A 17,090-nucleotide genomic window follows, 5' to 3' on the forward strand; every position below is an offset into this window, starting at 1 on the left:
GAATTCAGCTCAGGAAGGCAAGCTGGATGTGTAAGGTGTGAGTTATGGGATTTTTTCTACGTCGTTTATCGTTTTATTTTATCGCGCTAATTTTCGCGGCAACGCTAAACTTTATTATTCCGCGTGCGATGCCTGGTGACCCAGTTACCATGATGTTCGCAAACGCAACCGCACAGGTAACCCCTGAGCGTATCGAAGCCATGAAAAAGCTATTAGGCTTTGTTGATGGCCCACTATATGAACAATACTTTTCTTACCTAGCTAACGTATTTACGTGGAACCTAGGTACTTCTATCAAATTTTATCCTCTATCAGTTAACGAACTGCTAGGTGGCGCTGTAGGTTGGTCTCTATTCTTAGCTGGCTCTGCAGTAATCCTTTCTTTCTGTATTGGTTCTGTATTAGGTATTTTCGCGGCATGGAAACGCGGCAGTACTTATGACGCATTCATCTCTCCGGGCATGCTAGTTGTACAAGCGGTTCCACCTGTTGTAATCGCAATGCTAGTAATGTTTACCTTTGCTATTGGCTTACAGTGGTTCCCTACTGGTAACGCATTTACTCCTGGCGTTGTACCTGATTGGACGAGCTGGGCATTCTACAAAGACGTGATGTACCACGCTGCACTACCGCTATTCTGTGCGACGGTAATTCAGATTGGTGGCTTCTTGATCAACATGCGTAACAACATGATCAACTTGCTAAACGAAGATTACATCACCATGGCTAAAGGTAAGGGCCTTAGCGAAAACCGTGTTGTATTCAACTACGCAGCACGTAACGCAATGCTACCAAGTGTAACCGCACTTTCTATGGCACTAGGTATGGCTATCGGTGGTCAGCTGATTGTTGAAATCATCTTTAACTACCCAGGTCTTGGTACGGTGATGCTTAACGCAATCCACTCTCGTGACTACCAAGTTCTTCAAGGCCAGCTACTTATTATGACTATGTTCATGCTGTTCTTTAACTTCATGGCCGACATCCTGATCGTTGTGCTTGACCCTCGCCTACGTAAAGGAGGCAAATAATTATGAAAGCCTTATTTAAATTATTATCAGGTAACCCTAAGGCAATGTTTGGCCTAGGTATCATCAGTGTCTTTATCCTTGCTGCTATCTTTGCGCCGTTTATTACTGAGCACAACCCAGATAAAAGAACAGGTAAACCACACGAATACCCAGCATTTGTTGTAAAAGCTGCACAAGAAAACCCTGAAGGTTGGGTGGCTGAAAACTTAGCAACCAATAAGCGTACCCTGCTGATGTCTAAAGATGCAGAGCACGTATTAGGTACTTCTCGTATGGGTCGTGATATCTGGTCACAACTTGTATATGGCGCTCGTACATCACTAGCGGTAGGTTTCGGTGCTGGTCTAATGGTGTGTTTCTTAGCAACTATCATTGGTATTTCAGCAGGTTACTTTGGCGGTAAGGTTGATGAAATCTTAACAGCAGCGATGAACATCATGCTGGTAATGCCACAGCTCCCACTGCTATTCGTTATCGCAGCCTTTATCGGTCAAGCAGGTCCAATGACCATCGCGGTGGTAATAGCCATGACCTCCTGGGCATGGGGTGCACGTGTTGTTCGTGCCCAAACCCTATCGCTACGTGAAAAAGAGTTCGTAAAAGCGGCTGAAGTATTAGGTGAATCATCTTGGCGCATTATCTTCGTTGAAATTCTGCCAAACCTGATCTCAATCGTAGGCGCAAGCTTCATCGGTTCAGTAATGCTTGCCATCATGACCGAAGCAACACTGTCATTCTTAGGCTTAGGTGATCCAAATACCATCAGCTGGGGTGTGATGCTGTACAACGTACAAACGTCATCTTCAATGCTAGTTGGCGCTTGGTGGGAGCTATTAGCACCATGTATCGCACTAACCTTGATTGCTGTTGGTCTTGCTCTTCTTAACTTTGCTGTCGATGAAATCGCTAACCCGCAATTACGTTCTCACAAAGGCATGCGCCGTTGGAAAAACTTAGCAAAAGAAAATGCTAAAGCAGAAAAAGCACAAGACGCTGTGGAAGCTCCTCAGCCAGCCCTACAAGGGGGAGAAAAATAATGACTAATCCACAAATCTCAATTCGCAACTTGTGCGTTGACTACATTACCGATGCGGGTGATGTACGCGCAGTAAACAATGTTAGCTTCGACATTGGTAAAGGTGAAATTTTTGGTTTAGCAGGTGAATCAGGCTGTGGTAAATCCACTGTTGCATTCTCACTGATGCGCCTTCATAAGCCGCCAGCATTCATCACCGGTGGTGAGGTTATCTTTGATGGTCACGGTGACATTCTGAAAAAATCAGATCTTGCGATGTCAGCATTCCGCTGGAGCGAAATCTCGATGGTATTCCAGAGTGCAATGAACGCCCTAAACCCAGTATTAACAATGGAAGAGCAGTTCTGTGACGTAATTATGCGTCACACGAGCATGACACGTCAGCAGGCTGTTCGCCGTGCTGAAGGTCTATTAGAAATTGTTGATATCCACCCTAGCCGTTTACGCGACTACCCTCACCAGTTCTCTGGCGGTATGCGTCAACGCTTGGTTATCGCTATTGCACTCGCGCTAAATCCTAAAATGATCATCATGGATGAACCAACAACGGCGCTTGATGTTGTAGTTCAACGTGAAATCCTACAAAAGATTTACGCACTTAAAGAAGAGTTTGGTTTCTCAATCCTCTTCATCACTCATGACTTGTCATTGATGGTCGAGTTCTCTGACCGTATCGGCATCATGTATTCAGGTGAGTTGATTGAAGTTGCACCGTCAAAAGAAATCTTAGAGAAACCATTCCACCCATACACTGAGGGCTTGGGTAGCTCATTCCCTCCGCTGACTGGTCCAAAAACGAAGTTAACAGGCATTCCAGGTAACCCACTTAACTTACTTGAAATTCCTCAAGGTTGTCGTTTCCAAGCGCGTTGTAGCAAAACAACAGAAGCTTGTTTTAAAACCCCAACCCAGCTAACACAAATTGAACCAGGACGTTTATCAAACTGCCACCTATTCACTAAACGTGGTTAATAAAAATAGGCAGTATTTAGGAGGCATTATGAGCAAACCTGTCGGAAATCCAATTATTGAAGGTAAAAATCTGATCAAAGATTTTGACGTCAATAGTAACTCGCTTAAGAAATCAAAGATGCGTGCAATCAACGACGTATCTTTCAAAATGTACAAAAGCCGTGGTCTATCTGTAGTTGGTGAATCAGGTTCTGGTAAATCAACTACCGCGAAAATGATCGCAAAAATGTATGCACCAACAGATGGCACTATTGAATATTTTGGTCGTGACATTCAGTCAATCACTAAACATGATGACTTAATGAAATACCGCCAAGGTGTGCAAATGGTATGGCAAGACCCATTCGGATCTTTAAACCCTACTCATACTATTTTCCACCATATTGCTCGCCCATTGCTGATCCACAACAAAGTGAAGCCAGGCAATAAGAAAGAGCTAGAAGAAACGGTATACAACCTACTAGAGCAAGTTGGCCTGATCCCGCCAAAAGCGACAGCTGCGAAGTTCCCCCACCAGCTATCAGGCGGTCAGCGTCAACGTGTTAACTTGGCACGTAATATCGCTGTCGGTGCTGAAGTTGTGCTTGCTGATGAGCCAACCTCAATGCTTGATGTTTCTATCCGTGCAGGTGTTCTTAACCTAATGGAAGAGATGAAATTCGAACGTGAAATGGCACTGCTTTACATCACCCACGATATCGCAACAGCACGTTATATCGCAGAAGATCTGGCGGTAATGTACGTAGGGCACATGGTTGAATGGGGTGATACGGAAGAGATCATTCACGATCCACAACACCCATACACCCAATTGCTGGTATCAGCAGTGCCGGATCCAAGTAAATCGATCCATGAAAAGCTAAAAGGTAACAAGGGCGAAATCCCACTATGGACACCAGAAAGTGCAGGTTGTCCATTTGCAGGTCGCTGTACTCATGCGACAGATAAATGTCGTGAACAATTACCAGGTGTAACGCAGTTATCTGATAACCACTTTGTACGTTGTTACTTATACGAAAACTAATAATAGCTCGTTACTAAAAACGACTTATCCGCGTTATTGGTCGCCTTAGCTGTTAAATGGTGGTTTCAATTCGTTGAAACCACCTTTATTTGGCGACACTAGGAGGTTCCATGCAGCTGTTAACTAACCATCTGGGTTATGAGCGTTTCAACGTAAAACACGCTTTATTACAAACTAACTCTGAGTCTTTAACTGGCACCGCCGAGCTAGTCTGTAACCAGACCAACACCACAATTATGCAGCTGCCATTACATGCCTATGGCAACATAGCGCAATGGCATACCAGCAATATTTACCTAATTGATTTCTCTGCTTGCCAACAAATTGGCGAGTTCCGTATTCGCTACGCTAATAGTGAATCCACTGTTTTCACCATTGCTGAAGGTGTGTTAATGCAACAAACATTCAGTGATGTGCTTCATTATTTCAAATCTCAACGCTGTGGCGGTATCTACGATCGTGCCGATCAACAAGCCGTATTATTAGGCTCTGATCTGACCGTTGATGTTCATGGCGGCTGGTATGATGCCTCTGGTGATGTCAGCAAATACTTAAGCCACTTATCTTTTAGTAATTATTTAAATCCACAACAAACACCCATGATTGTGTGGAACATGCTAAAAGCCTACGACGAATTAGATCAACAAGCAGATGTGGCGGATTTCACTCGCGTACGCCTGCTTGAAGAAGCCACGTTCGGTGCCGATTTCTTACTGCGAATGCAAGATCAGCAGGGCTATTTCTACATGACGGTATTCGACAAGTGGAGCAAATCACCACAACAACGTGAGATTTGTGCCTATTCAACGCAAGAAGGCATCAAGTCTGACGATTACCAAGCCGGTTTCCGCCAAGGTGGTGGCGTCACGATTGCCGCGCTTGCAAGCATCTCCCGTATTGCCCAACTCGAATCGAGTAAGCGCCTAGGTGCATTTTCAGAGCTCGATACTGAGTGCTACTTACAAGCAGCTGAAATGGGTTACTGGCATTTAAAACAGCACAATACCAGCTACTTAAATGACGGTGTCGAAAATATCATTGATGAATACTGCGCCCTACTTGCCGCTGTTGAACTATTCCGTAGCACCAATCAAGAGCGCTACTTAACAGAAATGCGTGAGTGGGCTGCACGTTTAGCAAAACGCCAAATATCAGATGACATGATTACCCATTTCTGGTCAGCAACTGACAATGGTGAGCGCCCTTATTTCCATGCTGCCGAAGCAGGCTTACCTGCTATTGCCTTAATGCAGTATTTAAGTGCGGAAACTGATTCCAATTTCAAAAAGCCAATTGAACAAGTACTGTGTAATGCACTTAGCTTTGAGTTAAGAATTACTAAAGAAGTAACTAACCCGTTTAACTACCCACGCCAGTACACAAAAGCGGTAGATGGCGAAAAGAAAACGGCTTTCTTTGTCGCTCATAACAATGAATCAGGCTACTGGTGGCAAGGTGAAAATGCTCGGCTGGCTTCATTAGCAGCCATGGCTTTTATGGCGCAAGATTACGTTCAAGATCCACAGCTTCAACAAGAACTTATGCACTATGGTCAACACGCTCTTAACTGGATCGTCGGCTTAAACCCTTACGACATGTGTATGTTGGACGGTCATGGTCACAATAACCCAGATTACTTACCTCACCTAGGCTTCAGTAATGCTAAAGGCGGAGTTTGTAATGGCATTACTTCTGGCTTTGATAACGAAGAAGACATCGCATTCAACCCTGAGGGCCAAAAGGACGATATGCTGCAGAACTGGCGTTGGGGTGAACAATGGATCCCACACGGTGGCTGGTACTTACTTGCAATTACTATGCAATTTAAGGAGCGTCACCATGGCTAATATTCGTTTCTTAGTCGGCGTTGATGGCGGTGGTACATCTTGTCGTGCCCGTATTTGCGATATCAATGGCAACACCTTAAGTGAAGCAAAAACTGGCAGTGCCAATATTTTATTAGGCAGTAGCGTTGCTATGGCATCGATCAATGATGCAATTGCCACGGCTGCTGAGCAAGCAGGACTTAACAGCAGTCACTTTCGCCACATGTCAGTTGGGCTTGCCCTTGCAGGTGCAGAGCAACAAGACGCTTGGTATGCCTTTATGAAGCAACCACATCCTTATGGTGCAATCACCTTAAATACCGATGCTTACGGTGCGTGTTTAGGGGCTTGGGGCGGTAAAGATGGCGCTATCTTAATTGCTGGTACTGGCTCTTGCGGGATCTTATTAAAAGATGGTCAACAACATGTGGTTGGTGGTCGTGAGTTCCCAATTTCTGATCAAGGTGGTGGCGCTGTGATGGGACTACGCCTGATCCAGCAAGTGCTATTAAGTGTCGATGGCATTGTGGAACAAACACCATTGGCTCGCTCTGTACTCGAATATTTTAACCATGATGTCGACAGTATCGTGTCATGGTCTAAAACAGCTCGCCCTTGTGATTATGGGCAGTTTTCACCAAGTATTTTTGCTCACGCAGCACAAGGCGACAAACTGGCGGTAGAAATGCTATTGCAAACCGCTGCTGACATTGAAATGTGGATGAATGCCCTGATCCAACGTGGTGCCGATAAAATCTGCTTAATGGGCAGTATTGCAGAGCGCATTCATGCTTGGCTTATTCCACCTCTGCAACAACGCATTGCAACTCCGCAAGGTGATGCAATGGATGGTGCGATTGCTATGGCTCGTAGCAATCACAATTTATATCAACTGTAAGGGGGAATAATGAGTTACCGCCTTGATTTAACAGTTATAAATAAAAACGAACACGAGTCTCGTTTTGCCTTAAGCTTACATAATTTAACGGATAAGCCACTTAAAGATTGGTCACTACATTTTTTATTTAATCGCTATGTAAAACCAGATAGCTTATCTAATGGTGTGGTGAGTCAAACTGGTAGTTATTGCACCATTACACAAACCGATAATTTAGCGGAAAACGGGCTTTTTTATACCGAATTTACTGTCGGTACCGCCCCATTTACGCTTTATGATGATGGGATCTTAGATGCTTTCATCTCAATTGCATCAGCGGATGAATTCATCCAGCCTATCAGCGTCGATATTAGTCGTATTGATCTCGATCAGCCAGCAGTTGAGCGCTATAACACACCACTACCAGAGCAAGCAGCAGAAATCGCGTTAATCCCAAAGCCAAACAAAATGGCAAGGTTGCAAGGCTATTTCCATATCAACCGACATACTGCAATTACGACACCACCAACACTTGCTCAAGGTGCTGTTAATTGGCTTCAAGCTGAATTGAAAAAGTGCCTCAATGAGTCAGTCGCAGTCAGCCCAAAAGGTAATATCCATTTCGCCTTAAACAAAGATATTGCGGATGAAGGTTATCGTCTATTAGTTGAAAACGACAATATTTGGATCCAAGCCAATTCAGCGTCAGGCTTTGTTTATGCCACCTCTAGCCTGCTGCAATTGATACCGAGTCTGCCGTCACATAAAGCCGATAGTACATACTCAATTCCAATGGTTGATATAGATGATCAACCTCATTATGGCTATCGCGGCATGATGCTCGATTGTGGTCGTCACTTCCACCCAGTAGAACGTATTAAGCATCTTCTTGATCAGCTAGCTCGCTTTAAATTTAATACTTTCCATTGGCATCTCACCGATGATGAAGGCTGGCGAATTGAAATTGATGCCTACCCAGAGCTCACTCGAATTGGTGCGTGGCGTGGCCCAAATGAAACAATTTTGCCGCAGTTCACTACAATTTCTCAGCGTTATGGCGGCTTTTACTCCAAGCAAGAGATCCGCGACGTGATCGCGTACGCTGCGGATCGCGGGATCATGATCATTCCGGAAATTGATATCCCAGGACATTGCCGATCTGCGATTTTATCACTACCTGATCTGTTAATTGATCCTGAAGATAAATCTGTCTATCGCAGTATTCAAAACTACAGCGATAACATCTTGTCACCAGCCTTAAAAGGCACTTACAGCTTTATTAGTAATGTATTAAATGAAGTCTGTGAGTTGTTCCCAGCACCTTACATTCATATTGGTGCCGATGAAGTACCAGTAGGCGTGTGGACAGATAGTCCAGCCTGTCAAAAACTGATGGCAGAACATGGCTACCAAGATCCCAAAGAGCTTCAAGGTCACCTATTGCGCTTTACTGAAGAGCTCATTGAAAGCAAAGGTAAACGCATGATGGGTTGGGAAGAAGCAACCCACGGTGAGAAGGTTAGTAAAAATACCATCATCTTCTCATGGCAAAGTGAACAGGCCGGATTGGAATGTATCCAAAAAGGCTACGACATTGTGATGCAGCCAGCACAAGCTACTTACCTCGATCTTGCTCAAGGTTACTCGGCAGATGAAGCAGGTGTTGATTGGGCAGGAAAGTTACCACTCGATAAAGTTTACAATTATTACCCACTTAGCGATCTCTCAGAACAAAATTCTGAGCGGAAGCACATTTTAGGCATTCAAACCGCACTTTGGTCAGAATTAGTAAATAACCAAAGTCGATTTGAATATATGATTTACCCACGCTTACTAGCGGTCTCGGAGATTTGCTGGAGCGAACCAAAACATCGTAACTGGGATGACTTCAAAGCTCGTTTAAAAGGTCAACTTAGCTACCTGGACAAGGCGGGCATTAATTACCGCCACTGTGAATAACCACGCACAGTAGAGTGAAATTTTTTAAGGATTAGAAAGCAATGAAATACGGTTATTTTGACAACGACAACAGAGAATATGTTATCACTCGTCCTGATGTCCCAGCACCATGGACAAATTACTTGGGTACAGAGAAATTCTGTACAGTAATTTCACAAAACGCAGGTGGTTACTCATTCTACAAATCTCCAGAGTACAATCGCGTAACGAAATTCCGTCCTAACGCGACATTTGATCGTCCAGGGCACTACGTTTACCTACGTGATGATGCAACAGGCGATTACTGGTCAATCTCATGGCAACCAGTAGCAAAAAGCCTAGACGAAGCAACGTACGAAGTACGTCACGGTTTGTCTTACTCTAAATTCAAATGTGATTACAACGGCATTGAAGCAACTAAAACTCTATTCGTACCAAAAGGCGAAGATGCAGAGCTTTGGGATGTTGTGATCAAAAATACTAGCGATGAAGTTCGTAATATCAGTGCTTTCTCATTTGTTGAGTTCTCATTCAGCCACATTCAGTCTGATAACCAAAACCACCAGATGAGTCTGTACTCAGCAGGTACTTCTTATGAAGATGGTGTGATTGAATACGATCTGTACTACAACACGAATGAAAAAGAAGGTTACTACTACCTAGCATCAAGCTTTGATCCTGATAGCTACGATGGTCAACGTGACACATTCATCGGTGCATACCGTGATGAAGCTAACCCAATTGCCGTTGAGAAGGGTCGTTGTTCTAACCACGTTCAAACCTGTTACAACCACTGTGGCTCACTACACAAGCAATTCACTATCCAACCAGGCCAAGAAGTGCGTTTCAGCTTCGTATTGGGTGTAGGTAAAAACGAAGGCCAACGCTTACGTAAGAAATACCAAGATGTTGCTGCAGTGGATGCTGCCTTTGCTGAAATCAAAGAGCACTGGAACAGCCGTTGTAACAAGTTCAAAGTAACGTCACCAAACGAAGGTCTAGATACCATGATCAACGCATGGACACTATACCAAGCAGAAACCTGTGTGGTTTGGTCTCGCTTTGCATCATTCATTGAAGTTGGTGGTCGTACTGGTCTTGGTTACCGTGATACAGCGCAGGATGCTATCTCGGTTCCTCACTCAAACCCAGAAATGACTCGTAAGCGTCTAGTTGACTTACTACGTGGTCAAGTTAAAGCAGGTTACGGTCTACACCTATTTGATCCAGATTGGTTTGATCCAGAAATGGCAGATGTTGCACCATCTAAATCACCAACAGTAGTACCAACGCCAAGTGATGCAGATAAAATCCACGGCATCGAAGATACCTGTTCTGATGACCACCTATGGATCGTGCCAACTATCTGTAAGTACGTAACAGAGACAGGTGAAGAGAGCTTCCTTGATGAAGTGATCCCATACGCTGATGGCGGCGATGCCACTGTCTATGAGCACATGAAAGCAGCACTTGATTTCTCTGCTGAATACGTAGGTCAAACGGGTATTTGTAAAGGTCTACGTGCTGACTGGAATGACTGTCTAAACCTAGGTGGCGGTGAATCAGCCATGGTTTCATTCCTACACTTCTGGGCACTACAAGAATTCCTAGAGCTTGCTAAGTACAAAGGCAACGACGCTGATGTTACTAAGTACACAGAAATGGCAGCGAACGTTCGCGAAGCATGTGAAACGCACCTATGGGATGACGAAGGTGGCTGGTACATCCGTGGTCTAACCAAAGATGGCGATAAGATTGGTACAGCGCAACAAACTGAAGGTCGTATTCACCTAGAATCAAACACCCTAGCGGTACTATCTGGCATGGCATCGCAAGATCGTGGTGAGAAAGCAATGGATGCGGTTGATGAGAACCTATTCTCTGAGTACGGTCTGCACCTAAATGCACCATCATTCGCAACACCTAATGATGACATCGGTTTTGTGACTCGCGTATACCAAGGCGTGAAAGAAAACGGCGCAATTTTCTCACACCCAAACCCTTGGGCGTGGGTAGCAGAAGCAAAACTAGGCCGTGGTGATCGTGCAATGAAGTTCTACGATGCACTTAACCCATTCAACCAAAATGACATCATCGAAAAACGTATTGCAGAACCATACTCATACGTTCAGTTCATCATGGGTCGTGATCACCAAGATCACGGTCGTGCAAACCACCCATGGTTAACAGGTACGTCTGGTTGGGCATATTTTGCCGTAACTAACTTCATCCTAGGTGTACAAACTGGTTTTGCTGGCCTTACTGTTAACCCTTGTATCCCAACTAACTGGCCTGGTTTTGAAGTGACACGTGAATGGCGTGGTGCAACTTACAACATCAAAGTTGAAAACCCAAATGGTGTAAGTAAAGGCGTTAAATCTATTACGCTAAACGGTGAAGCAGTTGAAGGTGCAATCGCACCACAAGCTGAAGGTTCAGTAAACACTGTTACAGTGGTAATGGGTTAATAATATTAGGGGGTGGCTTCACCCCCTCTTTAATTTGAGAGAGAAATAGGAGTTCCTCCATGATCCAATTTGGAACCGATGGATGGCGTGCCTTCATTGGTGAAGAGTTTACTCAAGCTAATGTTCGTTTAGTTGCTCAAGCCATTGCCAACATCATGATCAAAGAGTCAGTCACTGAAAATGGCTTTATTATTGGTTACGACCGTCGTTTTCTATCCGACAAAGCCGCAACATGGTTTGCTGAAGTATTAGCGGGAAACAACATTAAATGTAGCTTTATCAACAAGTTTGTCCCAACACCAGTGGTAATGTTTAAAGCCAAAGAAACTGGGGCAACCTACTCTGCATGTATCACTGCATCTCACAACCCAGCCGATTACAACGGTATCAAAGTCTTCATTGAAGGCGGTCGTGATGCCGATGAAGTGATCACTCAAAAGATCGAACAACAAATTGCAGTGTTAACCGATGCTGATGTAAAACGTGTCGATTTTGAACAAGCAGAAAACGATAAGTTAATTGAAGTGATCAACCCAATGAACGAGTTCGTTGATTCGATCATTAACTTTATCGATATGGAAGCGATCAAAAAAGCCAACTTACGTGTCCTTATCGACCCAATGTTTGGTGTGGCGAAAAACGCGCTACAAACCGTCCTAATTACTGGCCGTTGTGACGTTGACGTGATCAACGACAGTGAAAACCCAGGCTTTGGTGGTTTAATGCCATCACCAAGTGCTGCAACGCTATACCGTTTGAAACACCTTGTTGCCAATGAAGGTTATGACATCGGTATTGGTACTGATGGTGATGCTGATCGTTTAGGTATTATCGACGAGAAAGGTAACTTCATTCACCCGAACGAAGTGTTACTCCTACTTTACTACTACCTACTCGAATACAAAGGCTGGACAGGCTCAGTCGTTCGCAATATCGCCACCACGCACCTACTTGATAAAGTAGCAGAAGCATATGGTGAAAAATCGTTTGAAGTGCCTGTTGGCTTTAAACACATCAGCTCACAAATGGAAGCCGATGACTCTTTGATCGGTGGTGAAAGCTCTGGTGGTCTAACGATCCGTGGTCATATCAAAGGGAAAGATGGTGTATTCGCATCAAGCCTATTAGTTGAAATGATCAGCTCTACCGGTAAGAAATTGTCTGAATTACTTGATGAGATCTACGGACGCTTTGGCTATGCCTACACAGCTGAAGGTGATTGTACCTTTAAGCCAGCTGATCGTGACCGTCTGTACAACAAGATCTATGTAGAAAAAGCATTGCCTGATTTTGATTATGAAATCGAAAAAGTAAGCTATGCCGATGGCGCTAAAGTTTACTTTAAGAATGGAGGTTGGGCGATTGCACGTTTCTCAGGTACAGAGCCATTACTCCGTATCTTTGTTGAAATGGAAGATCAACCACAAGCAGAAGCAGTACTTGCTCAATTAAAAGCATTCCTTTCTGTTTAAAAACATAGCTGTTGTTTTAGCAGATCAGTAGTTCCGATCTTTGCTAGAGGGTAACCATTAGGTTGCCCTTTTTCTTTTTTCCGTCTACTAATCCCAAGTAAAGTTAGATCTTCTGCACATTTATAAAATACTAATTAATTCCCCTTCAAATTCTCGCTTGCTATCACATACAAAACGCTATTTTGAGTCCACTATTAATAGGTATTCCAATTATCGTAAAGAAGAGGGATCGGCATGAAAAAGCTTATATTCAGCGTTATTGTTTTGATGTTAGCAATATTATTCACCGAGCATTTCCACTCTTTTACTATCGGTTTTAGCCTTGCCATTATTGCAGTTGGTGCCAGCTATCTCATTGCATACCAAGCAATACGCCAACCTCAGTATGTGATGACATATTTGGTACTTGCTGTCATCACTAAATTAGCCATTACCGTTAGTGGTGTTATTTGGGTATTTTCAAGTAGCTTGATTCATTCACCTATTACCTTTTTAGTTGCTTACGCATTCTTCTCAGCTCTCATCACTTATTCCGTATCGCGTTACCGCGCATACCAACGAGATAAAAGTGAACAACAACAAAAGGAGATCCTTCACACAGGTTTATATGAGCAAATTTAGCCAATAAATATCAGATCAGAGCAAGGAGGTAACCCATTTATCATTACCAACGCTCACCGCTTTTTGAGAGATAAAAGCCAAATAAGATAGGAAAGGAGGTTCTCACATCATCTTCACTATTTTTGATATCCAATGAATTAAGACATGACAACAAAGCCTCACTGTTTCCAGTGAGGCTTTTTAATATGAATAGCATTATTACTGACTAGAAATGAAAAAAGCCTCGCTATTTCTAGCGAGGCTTCTTAATAAATGGCAGAACGGTGGGGGCTCAACGCGCACGGTTAGTGCCGCGACCCAAGATGCGAAGCACTTTTTCGGATCGCACATAGCAAAAAACCTCAGCATTTCTGCTGAGGTTTCTTTAAAAAGTGGCGGAGCGGACGGGACTCGAACCCGCGACCCCCGGCGTGACAGGCCGGTATTCTAACCAACTGAACTACCGCTCCGCAGCGTGTCTATTCAGCATAATGCAATTTGAGCTTAGCAATGTCCTACTCTCACATGGGGAGGCCCCACACTACCATCGGCGCTACAACATTTCACTTCTGAGTTCGGCATGGGTTCAGGTGGTTCTGCTGCGCTATGGTTGCTAAGCAAATTCTTTACAGTTCTCGTTATAACAACAAAAACTAAAATTTAAAGCCTGGCGATGTCCTACTCTCACATGGGGAGGCCCCACACTACCATCGGCGCTATTACGTTTCACTACTGAGTTCGGCATGGGATCAGGTGGGTCCATAACGCTATGGTCGCCAAGCAAATTCGTTACAATCTTGAAAAGCTGATTCTCAAACACACGTTCAAGTGTTCTTGGAGTCCGTATAAAACCCCTTGGGTGTTGTATGGTTAAGCCTCACGGGCAATTAGTATCGGTTAGCTCAATGCCTCACAGCACTTACACACCCGACCTATCAACGTTGTAGTCTTCAACAACCCTTTAGAGACCTTAAAGGTCTAGGGATGACTCATCTTGAGGCTCGCTTCCCGCTTAGATGCTTTCAGCGGTTATCGATTCCAAACTTAGCTACCGGGCAATGCGTCTGGCGACACAACCCGAACACCAGCGGTTCGTCCACTCCGGTCCTCTCGTACTAGGAGCAGCCCCTCTCAATCATCCAACGCCCACGGCAGATAGGGACCGAACTGTCTCACGACGTTCTAAACCCAGCTCGCGTACCACTTTAAATGGCGAACAGCCATACCCTTGGGACCGACTTCAGCCCCAGGATGTGATGAGCCGACATCGAGGTGCCAAACACCGCCGTCGATATGAACTCTTGGGCGGTATCAGCCTGTTATCCCCGGAGTACCTTTTATCCGTTGAGCGATGGCCCTTCCATTCAGAACCACCGGATCACTATGACCTGCTTTCGCACCTGCTCGAATTGTCATTCTCGCAGTCAAGCGGGCTTATGCCATTGCACTAACCTCACGATGTCCGACCGTGATTAGCCCACCTTCGTGCTCCTCCGTTACTCTTTGGGAGGAGACCGCCCCAGTCAAACTACCCACCAGGCACTGTCCGTAATCCCGATAAGGGACCGACGTTAGAACATCAAGCATACAAGGGTGGTATTTCAAGGACGACTCCATAACCGCTGGCGCGATTATTTCACAGTCTCCCACCTATCCTACACATGTAGGGTCAATGTTCAGTGCCAAGCTATAGTAAAGGTTCACGGGGTCTTTCCGTCTAGCCGCGGGGACGCAGCATCTTCACTGCGATTTCAATTTCACTGAGTCTCGGGTGGAGACAGCGTACTCATCATTACGCCATTCGTGCAGGTCGGAACTTACCCGACAAGGAATTTCGCTACCTTAGGACCGTTATAGTTACGGCCGCCGTTTACCGGGGCTTCGATCAAGAGCTTCGACCGAAGTCTAACCCCATCAATTAACCTTCCGGCACCGGGCAGGCGTCACACCGTATACGTCATCTTTCGATTTTGCACAGTGCTGTGTTTTTAATAAACAGTTGCAGCCACCTGGTATCTGCGACTCCCGGCAGCTTAGAGAGCAAGTCTCATCACCGCTAGGAGCGTACCTTCTCCCGAAGTTACGGTACCATTTTGCCTAGTTCCTTCACCCGAGTTCTCTCAAGCGCCTTGGTATTCTCTACCTGATCACCTGTGTCGGTTTGGGGTACGATTTCTTATAATCTGAAGCTTAGAAGCTTTTCCCGGAAGCATGGCATCAATGACTTCGTCACCGTAGTGACTCGACATCGTATCTCAGCCTTAAGATGGTCCGGATTTTCCTAAACCATCAGCCTACTTGAACCTGGACAACCGTCGCCAGGCTCACCTAGCCTTCTCCGTCCCTCCATCGCAATTATAAGAAGTACGGGAATATTAACCCGTTTCCCATCGACTACGCCTTTCGGCCTCGCCTTAGGGTCGACTTACCCTGCCCCGATTAACGTTGGACAGGAACCCTTGATCTTCCGGCGAGGGAGTTTTTCACTCCCTTTATCGTTACTCATGTCAGCATTCGCACTTCTGATACCTCCAGCATGCCTTACAGCACACCTTCAACGGCTTACAGAACGCTCTACCCAATGAAGTAAAACTTCATTGCCGCAGCTTCGGTGTATAGCTTAGCCCCGTTAAATCTTCCGCGCAGGCCGACTCGACCAGTGAGCTATTACGCTTTCTTTAAATGATGGCTGCTTCTAAGCCAACATCCTGGCTGTCTGAGCCTTCCCACATCGTTTCCCACTTAGCTATAACTTTGGGACCTTAGCTGGCGGTCTGGGTTGTTTCCTCTTCACGACGGACGTTAGCACCCGCCGTGTGTCTCCCGGATAGTACTTACTGGTATTCGGAGTTTGCAAAGGGTTGGTAAGTCGGGATGACCCCCTAGCCTTAACAGTGCTCTACCCCCAGTAGTATTCGTCCGAGGCGCTACCTAAATAGCTTTCGGGGAGAACCAGCTATCTCCGAGTTTGATTGGCCTTTCACCCCTAGCCACAAGTCATCCGCTAATTTTTCAACATTAGTCGGTTCGGTCCTCCAGTAAGTGTTACCTCACCTTCAACCTGCCCATGGCTAGATCACTCGGTTTCGGGTCTAATCCTAGCAACTATGACGCCCAGTTAAGACTCGGTTTCCCTACGGCTCCCCTAAACGGTTAACCTTGCTACTAAAATTAAGTCGCTGACCCATTATACAAAGGTACGCAGTCACCCAACAAGTGGGCTCCTACTGCTTGTACGTACACGGTTTCAGGTTCTATTTCACTCCCCTCACAGGGGTTCTTTTCGCCTTTCCCTCACGGTACTGGTTCACTATCGGTCAGTCAGGAGTATTTAGCCTTGGAGGATGGTCCCCCCATATTCAGACAAGATAACACGTGTCCCGTCCTACTCGTTTTCACTGATAATACGTTGTCGGTTACGGGGCTATCACCCTGTATCGCAGAACTTTCCAGAACTTTCACCTAACGCAAAACTAGCTTAGGGCTAATCCGGTTTCGCTCGCCGCTACTACCGGAATCTCGGTTGATTTCTCTTCCTCGGGGTACTTAGATGTTTCAGTTCCCCGGTTCGCTTCATAGTGCTATGTATTCACACTATGATACTTACTTATGTAAGTGGGTTTCCCCATTCGGAAATCCCAGAGTCACAGGTTTTTACTACCTTCTCTGGGCTTATCGCAAGTTAATACGTCCTTCATCGCCTCTGACTGCCAAGGCATCCACCGTGTACGCTTAGTCACTTAACCATACAACCCCAAGAGGTTTCGTATGTTCAAACAACCAAGGTTTAAGTCTCTGATAAGGAGACGTTGGTTTTTCGCCGGACTCGATACAAGACACTTGAAT

General features: G+C 45.1%; 10 protein-coding genes, 1 tRNA gene and 3 rRNA genes. 10 read left to right on the plus strand and 4 right to left on the minus strand.

The window, feature by feature from the left end; all coding sequences use genetic code 11:
- Nucleotides 1-44: 44 nt before the first annotated feature.
- From Q7674_RS19545 to Q7674_RS19590, 10 genes are all read left to right on the plus strand, one after another.
- Nucleotides 45-1,031, plus strand: coding sequence for an ABC transporter permease (locus Q7674_RS19545; RefSeq protein WP_008988493.1), 987 nt, complete (start codon nucleotides 45-47; stop codon nucleotides 1,029-1,031).
- Nucleotides 1,032-1,033: 2 nt separating this feature from the next.
- A complete protein-coding gene (locus Q7674_RS19550) occupies nucleotides 1,034-2,068 on the plus strand; it encodes an ABC transporter permease (RefSeq protein WP_008988494.1) in 1,035 nt (344 codons plus the stop codon).
- The gene (locus tag Q7674_RS19555) at nucleotides 2,068-3,039 is read left to right on the plus strand and encodes an ABC transporter ATP-binding protein (protein WP_008988495.1); all 972 of its coding nucleotides are present in this window, start codon (nucleotides 2,068-2,070) and stop codon (nucleotides 3,037-3,039) included. The genes Q7674_RS19550 and Q7674_RS19555 overlap by 1 nt, the downstream gene beginning before the upstream one ends.
- A 28-nt stretch (nucleotides 3,040-3,067) precedes the next feature.
- Nucleotides 3,068-4,063, plus strand: coding sequence for an ABC transporter ATP-binding protein (locus tag Q7674_RS19560; protein ID WP_008988496.1), 996 nt, complete (start codon nucleotides 3,068-3,070; stop codon nucleotides 4,061-4,063).
- Between the two features lie 110 nt (nucleotides 4,064-4,173).
- Nucleotides 4,174-5,910, plus strand: a complete 1,737-nt coding sequence (locus Q7674_RS19565) for a glycoside hydrolase family 9 protein (protein WP_305423167.1) — start codon at nucleotides 4,174-4,176, stop codon at nucleotides 5,908-5,910.
- On the plus strand, nucleotides 5,903-6,787 hold the full coding sequence (locus Q7674_RS19570) for a glucosamine kinase nucleotide-binding domain-containing protein (protein ID WP_045065911.1): 885 nt from the start codon (nucleotides 5,903-5,905) through the stop codon (nucleotides 6,785-6,787). The genes Q7674_RS19565 and Q7674_RS19570 overlap by 8 nt, the downstream gene beginning before the upstream one ends.
- 9 nt (nucleotides 6,788-6,796) lie before the next feature.
- Nucleotides 6,797-8,725 carry a beta-N-acetylhexosaminidase gene (locus Q7674_RS19575; protein ID WP_045065910.1) on the plus strand — a complete coding sequence of 643 codons (1,929 nt, stop codon included), beginning with the start codon at nucleotides 6,797-6,799 and terminating at the stop codon, nucleotides 8,723-8,725.
- 41 nt (nucleotides 8,726-8,766) lie between these two features.
- The gene (locus Q7674_RS19580) at nucleotides 8,767-11,172 is read left to right on the plus strand and encodes a glycoside hydrolase family 94 protein (RefSeq protein WP_045065908.1); all 2,406 of its coding nucleotides are present in this window, start codon (nucleotides 8,767-8,769) and stop codon (nucleotides 11,170-11,172) included.
- 59 nt (nucleotides 11,173-11,231) lie between these two features.
- A complete protein-coding gene (locus Q7674_RS19585; protein ID WP_305423170.1) occupies nucleotides 11,232-12,644 on the plus strand; it encodes a phosphoglucomutase/phosphomannomutase family protein in 1,413 nt (470 codons plus the stop codon).
- A gap of 234 nt (nucleotides 12,645-12,878) precedes the next feature.
- A complete protein-coding gene (locus tag Q7674_RS19590) occupies nucleotides 12,879-13,265 on the plus strand; it encodes a hypothetical protein (protein WP_008988502.1) in 387 nt (128 codons plus the stop codon).
- A 372-nt stretch (nucleotides 13,266-13,637) separates the two neighbouring features.
- Here Q7674_RS19590 and Q7674_RS19595 read toward each other — a convergent pair.
- From Q7674_RS19595 to Q7674_RS19610, 4 genes are all read right to left on the minus strand, one after another.
- Nucleotides 13,638-13,714 (minus strand) — tRNA-Asp (locus tag Q7674_RS19595).
- A 32-nt stretch (nucleotides 13,715-13,746) separates the two neighbouring features.
- Nucleotides 13,747-13,862: ribosomal RNA gene (gene rrf, locus Q7674_RS19600) — 5S ribosomal RNA — on the minus strand.
- A gap of 47 nt (nucleotides 13,863-13,909) precedes the next feature.
- Nucleotides 13,910-14,025, minus strand: a 5S ribosomal RNA gene (rrf, locus tag Q7674_RS19605).
- Between the two features lie 85 nt (nucleotides 14,026-14,110).
- A 23S ribosomal RNA gene (locus tag Q7674_RS19610) occupies nucleotides 14,111-16,990 on the minus strand.
- Between the last annotated feature and the right edge of the window lie 100 nt (nucleotides 16,991-17,090).

It is taken from the genome of Photobacterium leiognathi (assembly GCF_030685535.1).
GTDB lineage: Bacteria > Pseudomonadota > Gammaproteobacteria > Enterobacterales > Vibrionaceae > Photobacterium > Photobacterium leiognathi.